Here is a 16365-nt window from a genome sequence, read left to right on the forward strand (position 1 = left end):
GGTTGGGCGGCGTGTGGGAAACGAGGTCGCGGAGCGACTCCGACTGCGAGCGGTGGAGCCGCGAGCGCGGTTGCGGTCATGTGTTGTCGTGATTTGCGAACAGCAGAAGAAAAGAACTCGAAACAGCGTTTACATGAGCCAATCCTGAAAATCCTCCCTTCTACTCCTCGTCAACGGGTTCGACCCGTTTCCCGGTCGCTTTGGGAATCACGCGCTGGTCTGCGTCCTCCCACTCTCGGTCGAGTTCCCGGCCTTCGAACAACCGGTCTAAAAAGACGGCCAATCCGGCAACCTCGGAGTGGGGCTGATTCGTCACGCCGACGTTCCAGTCCGCGGCCTCGTACACGTCGAAAGAGACTTTTTCAGCCCCGACGACGACGAGCAGGGGTTCGCCACTCCACGCTTCCCGAACCTCGCCTTCTACGTCCTGCACGCGCTCGCCGTACATCGTCAGGTGGACGACTGTTCCTTCCCAGTTTCGGATGAGCGCCTTCTGGCTCTCCGAGCATTCGACTTCGAACGGGCCGCCGAATCGCTCGGTGATGTCCGCAATGGTGTCGCGGGATTTCCCGGCGTTGTCCGGGAGGACGACGCGGTCTGCACCCAACGCTCGGGCGGTGAGTCCGACGTGTGTGGTCATTCGCTCGTCGCGTCCAGGTCGGTGGCCGAGACGGACGACGGTAACCTCGGTTTCGGTTTGCATACTCGCTGATGACAGGCGAAGCGGTTAGGTGGTTTCGAAATTCGATTTCGGCTACTTTCCGGCAGGACGAACCGTGTCCGACGGCTGATTACCCTATCGGCGGTGACGACGGCGGTTGCTAACGACACACTGACTACGATTATTTTTGCAGACGCTTCGAAGACCGGAACACACTTGCGGATAACCAGCACAGATTGGTGCATGCAACTCTCCGGTAAGCGAGTGCTCGTAACCGGCGGTGCCGGACTCGTCGGTTCCCAGATGGTCGAAGACCTCGTCGAAGACAACGATGTTGTCGTCGCGGACGACCTCTCCAACGGGATTCGTTCCTCCATACCAGACGATGCCGAGTTCGTACAGGCGGATTTGACGGACGAATCACAGGTCACAGATGTCATCACGAGCGAGTTGGACGCCGTCTTCCACTTCGCCGCCGCGGACAAGTACGTCAATACGGACGACCCGCGCCCGCAGTTCGAGGAGAACGGCGAAATGACGTACAACATCCTCGAACGGATGGACGAGGTCGGCGTGACGAATTTCGTCTTTACTTCCTCTTCGACCGTTTACGGCGAGGCCCCGCGCCCGACGCCGGAGGATTACGCGCCACTCGAACCCATCAGCATCTACGGGTCGGCAAAGCTCTCCGAGGAAGCACTCCTCTCGACGTTCGCACACTCCTACGATTTCACGGTGTGGAACTTCCGCTTTGCAAACATCGTCGGCCCACGATTCGGCGCTGGCGTCGTTCCGGATTTCGTGGAGAAGTTGGACGAAAGCCCAGACCTGCTCACGATTCTCGGCAACGGACTGCAGGAGAAGTCGTACATGCACGTTACGGAGTGTACCGAGGCAATTCGCTACGTCGTGGAAAACGCGGACGACGAGATGAACACCTACAACCTCGGCACGAAGACGACCACCTCGGTCAACGCGATTGCTGACATCGTGGCCGACGTAATGGGCCTCGACCCGGAATACGAGTACACAGGCGGCGACCGAGGATGGACTGGCGACGTGCCGAAGATGCGCCTCTCCATCGAGAAACTGTCCGCACTCGGCTGGCAACCCGACCAGAGCAGTGACGAGGCGGTCAGACGGGCGACAGAGCAGTTGGTCGAAAAGTTGGAATAAGCTTTCTGTCGATTTCGAACCAATCAGACCGAAAAGTCGGTTCGCGCTTCTACGTCTTCTTCCATGATTTCGAGCGTCGCGACGACGGTGTAGTAGCCCGGCGTCGGGTCGGCCCAGCCACCCGAATAGGTGCGTTCCGAATCTGGGTCGAACGTCTCCGACTGGAGCGCCTGCGTGAACATTCGCCCGTCGCTTGCGCGCCAAATTTCTTGGTCATCTTCGAGAACGGCGAAATCCGCCTTGAGGCCGCTTCGGAAGGTAACGTCTACTGGGTCGTCGCCGGGATTTCTAACCGTCAGTTCGAACTCGACGTTGCCGTCGCCGGGAGTCGCCGTCAGTTCGCTTTCGAGCGTCATTGATTCATTCTTCGATGCGATGATTCGAAAAGCTTCTGGGGAATTTCGGCGAGTGAAGATGGTTCTCCGCTCGAAGTACACGTAAAAATAGAGTCCACGTAAAGATGGATGACAGTGGACAGCACGAACGGGAACCGAGCGGTTCGGCTTAGTTATCCCACGTTGGCGAATCAACTGCGGCCGCCACGTCGAGGAGGCCAGAACCGGACTCGTTGCTCGACAGGCCGATGTTCTCCGCCGTGCTCTTGAGTTGACTGCGAGCGCCCGAGTTCGAGTAGCCCGCGGCCATCAGGACGCCAGCGGCACCGGCGACGTGTGGGCACGCCATCGAGGTACCCGAAAGCGTGTTGTAGCCACCGCCGGGGTACGTCGAGTTGATGTTCGAACCAGGTGCGGCGATTTCGATTTCCGGGCCAGTCGAGGAGAACGAGGACAGGCCATCGCTGGAGTTGGTCGAACTAACTGCCATGACCGAGTCGTACACTGCCGGGTAACCGACACAGTACGAACACGGGCCGGAGTTACCCGCCGCCGCGACGACGAAGACGCCGCTGTTGTTGGCGTAGTTACACGCGTCTTGGAGCGTGTAGGAACCGGACGAGCCACCGAGGCTCATGCTGGCCACGTCGAAGCCTTGGTTTGCGGTCCATTCGACACCGGCGGCGATGTCGGAGAACGAACCACTGCCGCTGTCGCTCAGGACTTTGCCGGCGTGGAGTGTCGCGTCGGGTGCGACACCTTTGATTCCTTGGCCGTCGTTTTCTGCCGCCGCGATACCGGCACAGTGGGTACCGTGACCGTTTCCGTCTTCCCACGTGCTGTAGCCGAATCCTTTCCCATAGCCGACGTTGTCGAGGTCAGGGTGGTTGCTGTCGATACCTGTGTCGAGAATGGCGATGTGAGCACCTGAGCCGGTATAGCCGTCTGCGTGTGCCTGTTCCGCGTCAACGCGGTCAACGCCCCACGGAACCGAGTCCGCGAGAGCGTGCATCTGGCCGTTCTCTTCGACGTAACGTACGCTTGAGTTCTTCTGTAAAGCCGTCGCCGCTTTTTTCGGAACACGGATCGTCAGAGCATTGAAATCGAACTCGCGAACGACGTCATCTGCTGCGTTGCGGGCCATCGCTCGCCCGCTTGCGTCTTTGACGCCAACGTTGACTTCCACCAAATCATCCGGCTTCGCGTTTGCAAAACCAGTAACGGAAATCGCCGCCGCGGCTCCACCAGTTGCTTTGAGCACATTACGTCGTGAAACGCTACCTTTGTTACCTTGCATTGCATGCGAAACAATGTCTGGGCCTGTATTAAGTTTTTCTCTAATAAATATATTAATTAATATTTTTTTGTTTGAAAATAACAGTAGGGGGCCGAAATCGGCGGTTTGAACCGGCGGTTAGTTATCCGCCGAGTTCAGACCGAGCGCGGCCGCCACATCGACCAGACCGTATCCTTGTTCGTCGCTCGACAGACCAAGATCTTCCGCCGTGTCGTGGAGTCGCTGGCGCGCATCCGTGTTCGAGTAGCCAGCAGCGGTAACCTGTGCTGCGGCACCAGCAACGTGCGCAGTCGCCATCGACGTGCCCGACAGCGTCTCGTAGGTGTTGTCGTAGTAGGTCGAATAGATGTTCGTACCGGGCCCTGCGAGTTCGATTTCCGGCCCTTGGCTGGAGAAACTCGCCCGACCGTCGTTCTCGTTCGTGGCACCGACCGCGATAACTTCCGGTTCTGCGGCGGGATAGCCCACACAACCCCCACTACACGGCCCGGAACCGCCGCCAGCACCGACGAGCAACGACCCTTGGCTGTATGCGTATTCGACCGCACTTTCGATGGTCGCGGATTTGCTTCCGCCGAGGCTCAGGTTGATAACGTCGTGTCCCTGATTCGCGGCCCATTCGATACCTGACGCGATGTCGGAGTACGTCCCGCTTCCGTATCTGTTCAGTGCTTTCACCGCGTGCAGGGTCGCATCGGGCGCGATGCTTCCGACGCCGGAGTAGTTGTTGACCGCCGCAATCGTCCCCGCGACGTGCGTTCCGTGGCCGTTCTCATCCGACCACGAACTGCCATGATACGTCTTCCCGTTTCCGAGATTCGCTTGTAGGTCGGGGTGGTCGGCGTCGATTCCCGTATCCACGACCGCCACATCCGCGCCCGCGCCGGTGTAGCCGTTCGCCTGCGCGACATCGGCGTCGATGCGGTCGACGCCCCACGGGAGGGTTTCGGCGAGAGCGTGCATCTGGCCGTTCTCCTCGACGTAGTTCACGTCCGGCGCGCTTTCGAGCGCGGTAATCGCCTGCTCGGGGACACGAATCGTCATCGCGTTTATCGAATCGAACTCACGAATGACGTCGTTCGACGCCTCCACCGCAAATCTCCGTGCAGACGTGCTGTCGAATCCGACGTTCACCTCTCGAACGTTCTCCCGTCCCGCGGCGACGCCACTGCCGCCCAGTGTGACAATGGATACACCGGTCGCTTTCAGTACGTTTCGTCGTGTGTGGCTTTCTTCCACCATCAATTAATACAGAGACTATCTCCCGGTATAATTCCTTCTATAATATATTAAATTAATTATGGTCAATTTTTGCTGTATTATAAATTAAGTCGCTAGCATCACGCTACTGACTTCCGAAGTGGTGTAAAATGAATGACTCGAGAGCGACTGTCGATTAGTTGTCGCTGGAATCGTAGCCGAGCGCGGCGGCCACGTCGAGGAGGCCTTGTCCCTGCTCGTTCTCTGGCAGGCCGATGTCTTTGGCCGTGCTCAGGATTTGGCTCTCCGCGTCGCGGGCCGAGTAGCCCTGCGACATCAGGAGGCCAACGGCACCCGCGACGTGCGGCGTCGCCATCGAGGTTCCCGAGAACGTGTCGTAGCCGCCCGGAACCGTCGAGTAGACGTCCGTACCAGGTGCGATGATGTCGACTTCTGGCCCTTGGCTGGAGAACGACGACTGACCGTCGCTGTCGTTCGAGGACGCGACTGCGATAGTCTCTGGGTAGGCGGCAGGGTAACCGACACAGTCGGTACACTGACCGGAGTTACCGGCGGCGGCGATAATCGAGACGCCGTTGTCGTAGGCGTACTGGACTGCATCGCGGAGCGCCGAGGAACTGGACGAGCCACCGAGGCTCATGCTGGCGACGTCCCAGCCTTGGTCGGCGACGTACTCGACACCGGCGGCGATGTCGGAGAACGAACCGCTACCAGCACAGTCCAGCACTTTGACCGCGTGAAGCGTTGCGTTCGGTGCGACACCGACGACACCTTCCGTGTTGTCGTCACCTGCCGCGGTACCGGCACAGTGGGTACCGTGGTCGTTGTCGTCCGACCACGAAACGTTACAGGAGTTGCTGTTTCCAGAGAACATACAGCTTCCCGTGAAGCCGCCACTGCCACAGGAGACGAAGGCCTCGCCGGAGCCGAGGTGGTCTTGCAGGTCTGGGTGGTCGTCGTCGATTCCCGTGTCGACGATAGCGATGTCGGCACCTGCGCCGAGGTCACCGTTCGCGTGAGCGACCTCCGCATCGACGCGGTCGATACCCCACGGTTCGGTTTCCGCGAGGGCTTCCATCGTACCGTTCGCTTCGACGTAGCGAATGTTCGGGTTCTTTTCGAGTGCGGTTGCCGCCTTCTTCGGCACTCGGATGGTCATCGCTTTAATCGAGTTGAACTCCCGGACGACTTCGTCCGCACTACTTCGGGTCATCGCCCGACCGCGCTCGCTGTTGAAACCGACGTTGACTTCCACCTTGTCAGTCGGAGCCGCAGACGCGAGGCCGGTTGCACCGGCCGCCGCCAGTGAACCGCCAGTGAGTTTGAGTACATTCCGCCGCGAAACGCCATTGGCTTTCCTTGGCATACGATTTGTGAGAACATACCATGGAATAAAAACCCTTTGATTTTAATATAAGACAATATAATTACAACTATTTTTAAATATATTTCTATAGAATTAATTTGTGAAATAATATGAGCAGGTTGTGGCCGCTGACCGATACGCTTAGTTGTCGCTGGAGTCGTAGCCGAGCGCGGCGGCCACGTCGAGAAGGCCTGCACCGGACTCGTTGTCCGCCAGACCGATGTTTTCTGCTGTGTTCGTGAGTGTATCACGCGCTTGCGTGTTGGAGGCACCGTTTGCCATCAGCTGGCCTGCGGCACCTGCGACGTGCGGCGTTGCCATCGACGTTCCGGAGAAACTGGCGTAGTCTCCACCGGGGATGGTCGAGTAGACGTCCGAACCGGGTGCGGCGATTTCGACTTCCGGACCGGTCGAGGAGAAGGACGAGAGACCGTCGCTGGAGTTGGTCGAACTGACTGCCATCACTTCTGGGTAGGCAGCAGGGTAACCGACACAGTCCGAACATGGACCGGAGTTACCTGCCGCGGCCACGACGAAGACACCGTTGTTCACGGCGTATTGGCAGGCATCGCGAAGTGCGGCGGAACCGGAGGACGCGCCGAGACTCATGCTGGCGACGTCCCAGCCCTGGTCTGCGACGTATTCGACACCAGCGGCGATGTCGGAGAACGAACCGCTGCCGCGCTTGTTGAGAACCTTCACCGCGTGGAGTGTCGCTTCAGTGGAGACACCGATGACACCTTGACTGTTGTCGACAGCGTCGGCGATACCGGCACAGTGCGTACCGTGGTCGTTGTCGTCGTCCCAGTCGTTCGGGCAACTTTTTGGGCCGCCTTTACACTTGGTGAACGCTCGTCCTGCACCGATGTTTGCCTGCAGGTCTGGGTGGTCGGAGTCGATACCTGTGTCGAGAATCGCGATATCTGCGCCCGCACCCGTGTCACCATTCGCGTGGGCAACATCCGCATCAACGCGGTCGATGCCCCACGGTTCGGTTTCCGCGAGAGCGTGCATCTGACCGTTTTCTTCGACGTAGCGCACGTTCGGGTTCTTCCCGAGTGCGGTTGCCGCCTGCTTTGGCACTCGAATCGTCATCGCTTTGATGGAGTTGAACTCCCGAACGACTTCGTTCGCACTGCTTCGGGCCATTGCCCGTCCGCGTTCGCTCTTGAAACCGACGTTTACTTCGACTTGGTCGGTCGGCTTCGCCGCAGCAAGACCGGTCGTTCCGGCCATTGCCAGTGAACCGCCAGTGAGTTTGAGTACATTTCGCCGCGAAACGCCATTGGCTTTCCTTGCCATGCAATTTGGTACAACTTAGCATATGCTTAAATAATTTTCTACAGAAGGTTATAAAAATATTAAACAAAGATGCCACTAAGAAAGCGACAAGCAATCGAAGTTGGCTTTTAACGCGGTTTAACCGCCTGTTTGTCCGTTTTCTTCGACGTATCTGATTTCGGGGTGGTTTTCCAGTTCAGTCCACGCCGACCGCGGAATTCGGACCGTCACGACATCGAGAGAACTGAACTCACGAACAACTTCCACGGAGGTCTCTACCGCCGATTTTCGACCTTCATCGCCGTCGAATCCGACGTTCACCGCTACGGTGTCGTCCCCGGAATCCCCTGTGTCACTCTCCGGCACGCTATGTTGCTACAACACATGGGTTATTAAAGCATTGTCCTTAATTTCAAATATTCCAATACTACTCAATTTTAACCACGATTATTAACAAATCAACCGTCCAACAAAATTCCACCTCCGGCAAACGACACGGCTTTTATCGTTTAGAACGGACGATCAATCGTGCAAATCGTCGGGTACGACACCGGTGCATCCGGAGATGGCGCGCCTGCCTTGTTAGTGAGTGACGAGGATTCACTATCGCGCGAAGAACTATCAGTTGGCTCCGAACTCGAATACACCCTCGGTCGACGACACTGCGCCGGGACGTTCGACGGGTCGGTACACGTCCCGTGTACCCGACCCGGCGCACCATACTGCGATGCTCACACCTCGACGTGGATTTGCGCCCGCTGTACCGGGACCTGTCTCAAAGACGAGATGGACTGCTACGAACCCCACGCCATCTATCTCGCGGCGTTCGCCCCCACGACGTTCAAAGTCGGCGTTACGCGCGAATGGCGACTCGAAACCCGACTCAAAGAACAGGGCGCAGACCGCGCCGTCCACCTTCAGACTGTGAAAGACGGACGAATCGCCCGCCAGCTCGAAGCCGAAATCGCAGAGGAGTTCACCGACCGCGTGCGGGTTCCGACAAAGATTCGTGACCTCAACCGAACCGTCGATGAATCCACGTGGAACGACGCGCTTTCCGCGTTCGACCCAATCGCCAGTTTCGACTTCGATTACGGCTTCGAACTCGACTCTGCTCCGGTTCACGAAACGCTCGCCAGCGGCACCGTCGTCGGGACACAGGGCCGCGTTCTCGTCCTCGAACGCGGCGGAACTGCCTACGCCACCGACATGCGCGATTTGGTCGGCTACGAACTCGAAGCGGGTACCACGGAACGAAGCCTGCAAGCCAGCCTCGGCACTTTTTAGGCCACAGCATCCCCAGTTTCGATGTGGCCGATGTGACCATCTCGTTCGAGGGCGGGACGCTCCGGGTCGAAATCGACGACGACCTGCCACTTACCGCATCCGACTTGCCCTTTATCGAATCCGACCCCCGTTCGAAAACACTGCGTGCACCCGCGTTTCGATACGCCGCACTCTGCGACTATTTCGATTCACAGAACATCGCGACAGAAGATTCCGTCCTCGACCTGCCCGAACTTCCCACGATTCTTTCTGCCTACGACCTCCGGGAGTATCAGGCCGACGCCCTTGATTCGTGGGACGACGCGAACCGCCGCGGCGTGCTCGAACTCCCCACCGGAAGCGGAAAAACGGTTATCGGCGTCAAGGCAATCGAAAAGTGTGGGACGCCCACGCTGGTCGTCGTTCCGACCATCGACCTGCTCGAACAGTGGCGCGGAATCCTCGAAACCGAGTTCGACGTGCCAATCGGCCAACTCGGCGGCGGCGAACAGCGCGTAGAAGCCCTCACGGTTTCGACCTACGATTCTGCCTACCTCCGGGCGGACGACATCGGCGACCGATTCGGCCTCGTCATTTTCGACGAAGTACACCACCTCGGCGGCGAGGGCTACCGCGAAATCGCGCGTCTTCTCGCGGCACCGGCACGAATGGGACTGACGGCGACGTTCGAGCGCCCCGACGGCGCACACGAAGTCGTCACCGACCTCGTCGGAGAAAAGGTGTTCGACATCGACGTGGACGATTTGGCGGGTGAACACCTCGCCCCCTACGACGTAAAGCGCCTGACGGTCGAACTCACGACCGAAGAACGCGAGCGATACGAACGCAAACAGCAGGTTTTCACCCGGTATCTCGCGCAGTCGAGTATCGACATGCGGAGCGGGAGCGACTATTTGGAACTCGTCAAACGCTCCGGAAACGACCCGAAAGCCCGCGAAGCACTGCTTGCGAACCAGCGCGCGCGAGACATCATGATGAACAGCGAGGGCAAAGTGACCGCGCTCGCGGATATTTTGCGTCAGCACCGTGACGACCGCGTTATCGTGTTCACCGCCCACAACGACCTCGTTTATCGACTTTCGGAGCGATTTCTCATTCCCGCGATCACGCACCAGACCGCCGCAGCGGAACGCCGCGAGATACTCGACCGATTCCGGCGAGGGGTGTACTCCCGCGTCATCACGTCCAACGTGCTGGACGAGGGGGTTGACGTTCCCGATGCCAACGTTGCAGTCGTCCTCTCGGGAAGCGGAAGCGAGCGCGAGTTCACGCAACGACTCGGGCGAATCCTCCGCCCGAAAGAAGACGGCGGGCGCGCGATTCTCTACGAAGTCGTGACGAAAGAAACCGCGGAAGTTCGAGTGGCGAACCGGCGTCGCTGACGCCGATTTCCGGTTTGCTTGCGTTCCTGCTTTTTTCCGTTTCACTACTTTCGATGGTTTCGGTACTCTGGATGGTTTGTATAGTTTCTATACTATTTTGTGAGTACTCAATACCCGCCTGCTCGTTGCTTCAAATGGGGGCGACCCCTTCCCCTCTGACATGGCTTTCGGGGGAACCCCCTTCCGATATGACGTAATATGAAGGAACAATGGCCCACGCATCCACCGACCCCACGACCGAGAAGTACGAACTGCTGACCGCGAAACAGAAAGAGCGAGATGGCAACACCGAGACGGCGATCGTCGAACACGTGTACGTGAGCAACGAACAGGTCGTCCTCACGCTCGCCTTCGATTGGACGACTGATTCGAAACGGTTGGTGTACGAGTTGGACGACGACCGGGACGTGCGCAAACTCGAATCGCTGACGGACGACCACGGATTCGAGTTCGCGCAGGTCGGCCACCTCGAAGGGCTATCGCTGACGGTGCGGTACACCGGTCGCGGTTGGGTTCCGATTTCCACCCTCGCGTACACCGAAGGGGAAGGTTCGGTGACCGAGACGTTCCGCACTGAACTCGAACTGCTCGCGCGAGAACTCGCCCGTTCACCCGGCTATCTGCGCCGATTCGTCGCGTGGGCGCGGTCGCTGTCGATGAAACAGACCGTCATCGCGGTCATCATCGTCAAGAAAATAATCGTCATCGCACTCGTCGCGGGAATGGTGCTGTAGTTATTTCAAGTCGAGGTCGATGCTCGTCCGCGACGCCTCCTCGTACTTCGAATACTCGACTTCGAACGGGATTCGGACGCCTTTCGTTTGACCGCCCGGAACGGTCACTTCCGGCGTTTTCTCGTGTACCGTCTCGCCGATGGTGGCGGCCACGTTGAGCTTTGCTGACGACTGGCTATCGCCGTGGTTCTCGATGTTGACAACGACGACGAGATTCCCGCTCTCGCCTTCGACGATGCTGTCGATGCCGATGGTTTCTAAGTCTCCCGAGCGCGCTCTGTCGCCGTCGTCTGTCTCACTCCCGCCACCGAGAATAGAAGCACAACCGCCGGTCGAAGCGAGGGCGGCAACCAAACCGAACTGCTGGAGGGCGTTTCGTCTGCGCATACTCCACACCCATTGGGTCACGCGGAATGAATCTTCTCATTCCGACGGCTTTTGTACGTTCCTTTCCTACGTCGAATCGTGCTTACGAAAGACCTGCTCCGGGTGTCTCGCGCCGGGGGAGGCTACCATCCGCAGTTTGCCGGACGAGAACACCGCCCGCTCGCCGCGCGCGTCCTCGGAACGTATCAGGGTCACGTCGGCGAACCGCGTTCTGCACTCCAGTCAGCCCTCGCCGACCTCGAACCCGACGCACCGCATTTTAAACTCGTGCGAGGCCTCGCCAAACTGCTCGAACGCGAATCGACGTTCGAACCACGGGCACCGGTTCATCCCGAACACGCGCGAAACGTCGCCTTCGAGGAAGCCGAGGCGGTCGGAGTCGCGTGCGACTCCGACCGCAAAACCGCACTCAAGCACGCCGCAGACCGCCTCGACGCAACCCCGGACGACATCGAACGTTCGCTGTACGCCGATTTGGAGGAACGCCAGATCTTGGCCTCTTTCGACTCGCGCTGGAACCCCGACGAACTGGTCGCCCAGTACAATCTCTCGCTCGCCCAAACCGCGCTGTTCGACGCGACTGAACTCCGCGTTCTGAGTTCCGATCCGAAGGCGCTTGTCTCCGCCGTCAAGCGACTTCGACTGATGTACGAAATTCGCAAAACAGACCGCGGGCGGGAAGTCGTCGTCACCGGGCCGGACGCCCTCTTTCGCGCCACACGACGGTACGGAACGCGATTTGCGCGCTTGCTCCGAACCGTCGTCAAAGCGGACGAATGGCGTCTCACTGCAACCATCGACGATTCCGGAACCGAGCGCGACTTCACCCTCTCCGATTCCGACCCGGTTCGGCCGCCGGGTGCGGAGCCGGTCAGCGACGTTTCCTTCGACAGCGACGTCGAACGCGAGTTCGCCGCGCGATTCGCCGCGCTCGGGTTGGACTGGAACCTCGTGCGTGAACCGGAACCGCTGGAGGCGGGTGCGAAAGTGATGATTCCCGATTTCGCGTTCGACTACCGACACGCCGATTTCCGCGTCTTCTTCGAAATCATGGGCTTCTGGACGCCCGAGTACGTCGAAAAGAAACTGTCGCAACTCGACAGCGTCGAAGACGAACTGCTCGTGGCGGTGGACGAATCGCTCGGCGTCGGCGAGGAAATCACGGCCCGCGACCACCGCGCGATACCGTATTCGGCCCGGATTCGCGTCAAGGACGTTCGCGCCGCGCTCAGACGCTACGAAGACGAATTGGTGGCTGAAAGCGCACACTCCCTTCCGGACGAAATCGTTCCGGACGAGGACGCGATTTCACTCGCCGACCTCGCCGACAATCACGGCGTCAGCGAGGACGCCATCGAGGACAAGGCGTTTCCAGAACACGACCGAGTCGGTCGGACGCTGATTCGTCCCGCGATTCTCGCCGAACTGCGGGACGAAATCGAGGACGGAATGGCGTACTCCGAGGTGGAAAAACTCCTCGCCAAATCCGGCATCGAGGATGCCAGTGCCATCCTTTCCGAACTCGGCTACGCAGTCGAGTGGGAGGGACTGAGCGGCGGAACTGTTCGGCGAAGCGGTTAGGGACGACCGATTTTGGTTGTCATAGGCAGAACAATTTCTGTGGGTTGTTTGAGTTGCTCCACTACAGGTCGCGCCGTCGCCCCTTCGGAACGAGCGACTGCAGTTCCCCGTGGAGATACAAGCCGACGCCGAGCGGTTCCCGCCCGCCCGCGATTTCGTGGCTGACGATGAGGTAGCCCCAGTCGCCGCCCCAGTCGAGTTCGTGGTCTTTCCCGCGGACGAACCGACTCGCTTGCTCGTCGTCCAGTCCGATGACGTTCTTGCTGGCGAGGCCGCCGAATCGCTGGGCCGCGTTCGTCGTCGGTTTCCAGTGTCGCTGTCGAGTTCGCAGGAACGTCATGCCGAGAGCTTCGATGTGAACCGGCGAATCGAGGTCACCGCGGAGAATCCAGATTTTCCCTTTCCCTTTTTCCCAGAAGGAGTAGCCGTCGAACGTCTCGGGTGCGACTCCAAATCGCTCTTTCCACCAGTCGATGATTTCCTCTCGGGTCGCACGCCCGGCAACTTCGCGTTCCTCGGCGGTTGCGGGAAGGCGGTCGAATCGTTGCCCGTCGTTCGTTTCCATCTCGTCGCTCATGCCCCCACCTCCAGTTTCGCGCAAAAGAATCCGCCAGTGTCGTTGTGGTGCGGGTAGAACCGTTTCGCCTTCCGGATGCTCTCGTCGAATTCGTCGCCCTGCCATTCGGTGAGTCCGGGTTCGGATTGAAGACCGATGTCGTACTCGACCAGTCGGCAGTCTTCACGTTTGAGAACGTGGTCTAGAACGGCTTCGTTTTCCTCCGGCGCGAAGGTACAGGTGGAGTAGACGACGCTGCCGCCTTCCTTCGTGGCTTGGATTGCGCGGCGAAGGATTCCCTTTTGTACCCCCGCGACGCCTTCGATGTGGTCGAGGCTCCAGTCGTCTAATGCGGTCGGATTCTTTCGAATCGTCCCTTCACAGGAACAGGGAACGTCAACGAGTGCCGAGTCGAACGCCTCGATGCCGAACGGTTTGAGCGAGAAGTTGCGCGCGTCCTGATTCGTCACGGCGACGCAGGTAACCCCGAGTCGTTCGGTGTTGAATCGAAGCGCGGACAGTCGTCCGAGGTTGCTGTCGTTGGCGACGATGAGTCCGTCGTCGTCCATCAGCGCGCCGAGTTGTGTCGTCTTGCTACCCGGCGCGGCACAGGAGTCGAGGACTCGCTCGCCGGGTTCCGGGTCGAGCGCGAACGCCGAGATAGAAGAGACTTCCTCCTGTCCGTGCGTCCAGCCGTGAAACGAAGGCCACGTGTTGCCCGGACTGCTGTCGATTTTCAGTACGTTTTCGTTCCAGTCGCGTGATTCCCATTCGACTCCCTCGGCGTCGAACGCCTCAGTCACCTGCTCGCGGGTCGCTTTGATTTCGTTCACCCGAACGACCGACGGGAGCGGGCGTTCACAGGCGGCGCGAAACGCCTCGAAGTCGTCGATGATGGGTTCGTATCGCTCCAGTGCGTCCATTACTCGTCACTGCGTGCGAGAGGTGTTTGTGGGTTTCGGAGCAACGTGACGGGTTCGATAACTGAACACTACCTCCTTTTTAAGTTGAACCCGTCCGAACTGTGATGTATGAGTAATATTACCGTGGTCGCCGAGGACATCGAACTCGACGCGCCGACACTGGTCGAAGGCCTTCCGGGACTTGGATTGGTCGGCAAAATCGCCACCGACCACATCGTAGAGCAGTTCGACATGACCTACTACGCGGGTATCGACTGCGACGGGATTCCAGAAATCGCGGTGTACGACGGCGACGACCGCGAACTTCTGCCTCCCGTGCGACTGTACGCCGACGAGGAGCGGAATCTGGTCGCACTCAAAAGCGACGTGCCCGTGTCCGCCGACGGGTCGCCGCAGTTCGCAAAATGCGTCTCCTCGTGGATTCAGTCGAAAGACGCGACGCCGCTCTACCTGAGCGGTCTGCCACACCAGAAGGAGGTCGGAACGGTTCCCGAACTGTACGGCGTTTCGACCGGCGAGATGAACGACGTGCTGGACGAGCGCGGAATCGGCTTCCCGAACGAAACGGGCGCGGTCAGCGGGCCGACCGGCGCGCTCTTGCATCGTGCGGGCAAACTCGGACTCGACGCAATCGGCCTCATCGTCCAGTCCGACCCGCAGTTCCCCGACCCAGCAGCGGCCCAAGTCCTCATCAAGGACGGCATCGCCCCGATTGCCGACATTGAGGTGAACACCGACGACCTCGTAGAGCGGGCAGAAGACATCCGCGAGCAGAAAGAGCAGTTCGCCCAGCGTATGCAGGAAGCAGAGCAAGAAGAGAGTTCGCAGGCGAAGCCACTGCGGATGTTCCAATGAGCACGACCTTTTACGACGGTCACGGGCAGAAACGGCGATGACAGTCATCGCCATTTCTGCTGGTATCCTGTAAAAGCTCGACCAAAAGCACTCCTCCTTCACTTCGCTCCGGAAGACGCAAAGCGTCTTCCGTACTCTCGTTCGCTTCGCTCACGAGAACCCGCTCCGTTCAGTCGTCGGCCCGCTCGCTCGTCGTTACACTCCTCGCTCGCGGAGAACTGCTGGCCGCTGGCGGTTGTGTCGATTGCTGACCTCTGTGGTTAGTGCCGCCTGATGATTTTAGTGGTTGTGTAGATGGCAACCGCTAGTGGTTGTGTCCTTTCCGATAATTACCGTCTCGCCCTCGCTAAAGCAACTGCACAATCGCCCGATTTCGACGCCTGAAAAAACGACTGATTGTTCTTGATGCCTGTGACTGCGCCGATTTCAGATTCCGGAGTAGTCCTTCGGAATCGGGTCGCCTGCGGTGACGTTGTCGCCGTCGTTACCCGGAATCGAGAGGTGGTTGCGGTTTTGCTCGATGGTGAAGTGGAGGTGAGGACCAGTGGAGTTACCTGTGTCACCCATGCCACCGATTTTCTGGCCGCGCGAGACACTCTCGCCCTGCACAACGTCGAAGCTGTTCAGGTGACAGTAGAGTGTCTGGTAGCCGTTCTCGTGGCCGAGTTTTAGGTAGTTGCCACAGCCGTCGGCTTGGTAGCTTCGGATGTCAACGACACCGTCGCGGGCCGCGTAAATCGGCTCGCCGATGTTGCCGTTGGCTCCGAAGTCCACCGCGAGGTGGTTCGGACGGGATGGCGACGAGTACGGCGAGGTGATGTAGCCTGTAATCGGCCAGTCGAAGTCAGCACCGCCGCCACCGGACGTGGACTGGAGGTACTGCTCGACCGACCAGCCCCACACGTTCCGGTCGAGCCAGTGGACGCCCCACCAGCGGTAGCCGTCTTCGTCGACCGGGCCGTTCATGATTTCGCCGACTTCGCCGTTGTTCAGCGTGGCGACGACGGTCGACTCCGTACCAGGCTGTTCCCGCGTGTTCAGCGCACTCGCCGTGACTTCAACACGTTCGTCCATGGTAAACGCACTCGCCGAACCGCTCATTGCGACCGTTGCGGTTCCGGCGGTTGCCGCGGTTCCGAGCGATTTGAGTATCGATCGTCGATTGAATTTTTCTGGCATCGCATATCCAGAACTCTACTGGTTGATATTAAGATTTATTACAGTAAATATATTATTTAAAATAAATTTGTATCATAAGATTTATATTCGGATAACCACTCTCAGTATGCAAACAGGACGTTTTTGGGTTCGAAGTGCCTTCGG

General features: G+C 59.0%; 17 protein-coding genes. 6 read left to right on the plus strand and 11 right to left on the minus strand.

Annotated elements, in window-relative coordinates:
• Positions 1 to 160: 160 nt before the first annotated feature.
• Positions 161 to 703, minus strand: a complete 543-nt coding sequence (locus BW974_RS06630; RefSeq protein ID WP_076429100.1) for a tRNA (cytidine(56)-2'-O)-methyltransferase — start codon at positions 701 to 703, stop codon at positions 161 to 163.
• A 201-nt stretch (positions 704 to 904) separates the two neighbouring features.
• Between BW974_RS06630 and BW974_RS06635 the strand changes: the two genes are divergently transcribed.
• The gene (locus BW974_RS06635; protein WP_076429102.1) at positions 905 to 1837 is read left to right on the plus strand and encodes an NAD-dependent epimerase/dehydratase family protein; all 933 of its coding nucleotides are present in this window, start codon (positions 905 to 907) and stop codon (positions 1835 to 1837) included.
• 23 nt (positions 1838 to 1860) lie between these two features.
• Here the strand turns inward: BW974_RS06635 and BW974_RS06640 are convergent, their stop codons facing one another.
• The 6 genes from BW974_RS06640 to BW974_RS06665 all read right to left on the minus strand — a co-directional run bounded on the left by BW974_RS06640 (position 1861) and on the right by BW974_RS06665 (position 7703).
• Positions 1861 to 2193, minus strand: coding sequence for a BsuPI-related putative proteinase inhibitor (locus tag BW974_RS06640; RefSeq protein ID WP_076430267.1), 333 nt, complete (start codon positions 2191 to 2193; stop codon positions 1861 to 1863).
• A gap of 148 nt (positions 2194 to 2341) precedes the next feature.
• Complete coding sequence (locus tag BW974_RS06645) at positions 2342 to 3469, minus strand: S8 family serine peptidase (protein WP_084186204.1); 1128 nt, start codon at positions 3467 to 3469, stop codon at positions 2342 to 2344.
• 117 nt (positions 3470 to 3586) lie between these two features.
• The gene (locus tag BW974_RS06650; RefSeq protein ID WP_076429104.1) at positions 3587 to 4711 is read right to left on the minus strand and encodes a S8 family peptidase; all 1125 of its coding nucleotides are present in this window, start codon (positions 4709 to 4711) and stop codon (positions 3587 to 3589) included.
• A 154-nt stretch (positions 4712 to 4865) separates the two neighbouring features.
• Entirely contained in the window at positions 4866 to 6056 is a 1191-nt protein-coding gene (locus tag BW974_RS06655) for a S8 family peptidase (RefSeq protein ID WP_076429106.1), read from the minus strand.
• Positions 6057 to 6197: 141 nt separating this feature from the next.
• Positions 6198 to 7358, minus strand: coding sequence for a S8 family peptidase (locus BW974_RS06660; RefSeq protein ID WP_076429108.1), 1161 nt, complete (start codon positions 7356 to 7358; stop codon positions 6198 to 6200).
• A gap of 117 nt (positions 7359 to 7475) precedes the next feature.
• Positions 7476 to 7703 carry a hypothetical protein gene (locus BW974_RS06665; protein WP_245799939.1) on the minus strand — a complete coding sequence of 76 codons (228 nt, stop codon included), beginning with the start codon at positions 7701 to 7703 and terminating at the stop codon, positions 7476 to 7478.
• A gap of 162 nt (positions 7704 to 7865) precedes the next feature.
• On the opposite strand from BW974_RS06665, the gene BW974_RS06670 reads away from it, so the two are divergent.
• The 3 genes from BW974_RS06670 (at position 7866) to BW974_RS06680 (ending at position 10740) form a co-directional block, all read left to right on the plus strand.
• Complete coding sequence (locus BW974_RS06670; RefSeq protein WP_076429110.1) at positions 7866 to 8624, plus strand: DUF2797 domain-containing protein; 759 nt, start codon at positions 7866 to 7868, stop codon at positions 8622 to 8624.
• A 23-nt stretch (positions 8625 to 8647) separates the two neighbouring features.
• A complete protein-coding gene (locus tag BW974_RS06675) occupies positions 8648 to 10006 on the plus strand; it encodes a DEAD/DEAH box helicase family protein (RefSeq protein WP_076429112.1) in 1359 nt (452 codons plus the stop codon).
• A gap of 209 nt (positions 10007 to 10215) precedes the next feature.
• A complete protein-coding gene (locus tag BW974_RS06680) occupies positions 10216 to 10740 on the plus strand; it encodes a hypothetical protein (RefSeq protein ID WP_076429114.1) in 525 nt (174 codons plus the stop codon).
• On the opposite strand, the gene BW974_RS06685 is transcribed toward BW974_RS06680, so the two are convergent.
• Entirely contained in the window at positions 10741 to 11127 is a 387-nt protein-coding gene (locus BW974_RS06685; protein ID WP_076429116.1) for a hypothetical protein, read from the minus strand.
• A 78-nt stretch (positions 11128 to 11205) separates the two neighbouring features.
• Between BW974_RS06685 and BW974_RS06690 the strand changes: the two genes are divergently transcribed.
• Complete coding sequence (locus BW974_RS06690) at positions 11206 to 12708, plus strand: DUF790 family protein (RefSeq protein WP_076429118.1); 1503 nt, start codon at positions 11206 to 11208, stop codon at positions 12706 to 12708.
• Positions 12709 to 12769: 61 nt separating this feature from the next.
• Here the strand turns inward: BW974_RS06690 and BW974_RS06695 are convergent, their stop codons facing one another.
• Positions 12770 to 13285 carry a DUF7122 family protein gene (locus BW974_RS06695; RefSeq protein WP_076429120.1) on the minus strand — a complete coding sequence of 172 codons (516 nt, stop codon included), beginning with the start codon at positions 13283 to 13285 and terminating at the stop codon, positions 12770 to 12772.
• Positions 13282 to 14187 carry an RsmB/NOP family class I SAM-dependent RNA methyltransferase gene (locus BW974_RS06700; protein ID WP_076429122.1) on the minus strand — a complete coding sequence of 302 codons (906 nt, stop codon included), beginning with the start codon at positions 14185 to 14187 and terminating at the stop codon, positions 13282 to 13284. Before BW974_RS06700 ends, BW974_RS06695 begins: the two co-directional genes overlap by 4 nt.
• A gap of 108 nt (positions 14188 to 14295) precedes the next feature.
• On the opposite strand from BW974_RS06700, the gene BW974_RS06705 reads away from it, so the two are divergent.
• Complete coding sequence (locus BW974_RS06705) at positions 14296 to 15042, plus strand: proteasome assembly chaperone family protein (RefSeq protein ID WP_076429124.1); 747 nt, start codon at positions 14296 to 14298, stop codon at positions 15040 to 15042.
• A 426-nt stretch (positions 15043 to 15468) separates the two neighbouring features.
• Here BW974_RS06705 and BW974_RS24575 read toward each other — a convergent pair whose 3' ends face one another.
• Complete coding sequence (locus BW974_RS24575) at positions 15469 to 16221, minus strand: peptidoglycan DD-metalloendopeptidase family protein (protein ID WP_139328828.1); 753 nt, start codon at positions 16219 to 16221, stop codon at positions 15469 to 15471.
• Positions 16222 to 16365: the final 144 nt, after the last annotated feature.

It is taken from the genome of Haladaptatus litoreus (assembly GCF_900156425.1).
Classification (GTDB): domain Archaea; phylum Halobacteriota; class Halobacteria; order Halobacteriales; family Haladaptataceae; genus Haladaptatus; species Haladaptatus litoreus.

Coding starts and splice junctions, on each gene's coding strand:
- BW974_RS06630 (WP_076429100.1), bottom strand. CDS start 703: ATGCAAACCGAAACCGAGGTTACCGTCGTCCGTCTCGGCCACCGACCT.
- BW974_RS06635 (WP_076429102.1), top strand. CDS start 905: ATGCAACTCTCCGGTAAGCGAGTGCTCGTAACCGGCGGTGCCGGACTC.
- BW974_RS06640 (WP_076430267.1), bottom strand. CDS start 2,193: ATGACGCTCGAAAGCGAACTGACGGCGACTCCCGGCGACGGCAACGTC.
- BW974_RS06645 (WP_084186204.1), bottom strand. CDS start 3,469: ATGCAAGGTAACAAAGGTAGCGTTTCACGACGTAATGTGCTCAAAGCA.
- BW974_RS06650 (WP_076429104.1), bottom strand. CDS start 4,711: ATGGTGGAAGAAAGCCACACACGACGAAACGTACTGAAAGCGACCGGT.
- BW974_RS06655 (WP_076429106.1), bottom strand. CDS start 6,056: ATGCCAAGGAAAGCCAATGGCGTTTCGCGGCGGAATGTACTCAAACTC.
- BW974_RS06660 (WP_076429108.1), bottom strand. CDS start 7,358: ATGGCAAGGAAAGCCAATGGCGTTTCGCGGCGAAATGTACTCAAACTC.
- BW974_RS06680 (WP_076429114.1), top strand. CDS start 10,216: ATGGCCCACGCATCCACCGACCCCACGACCGAGAAGTACGAACTGCTG.
- BW974_RS06685 (WP_076429116.1), bottom strand. CDS start 11,127: ATGCGCAGACGAAACGCCCTCCAGCAGTTCGGTTTGGTTGCCGCCCTC.
- BW974_RS06695 (WP_076429120.1), bottom strand. CDS start 13,285: ATGAGCGACGAGATGGAAACGAACGACGGGCAACGATTCGACCGCCTT.
- BW974_RS06700 (WP_076429122.1), bottom strand. CDS start 14,187: ATGGACGCACTGGAGCGATACGAACCCATCATCGACGACTTCGAGGCG.
- BW974_RS06705 (WP_076429124.1), top strand. CDS start 14,296: ATGAGTAATATTACCGTGGTCGCCGAGGACATCGAACTCGACGCGCCG.
- BW974_RS24575 (WP_139328828.1), bottom strand. CDS start 16,221: ATGCCAGAAAAATTCAATCGACGATCGATACTCAAATCGCTCGGAACC.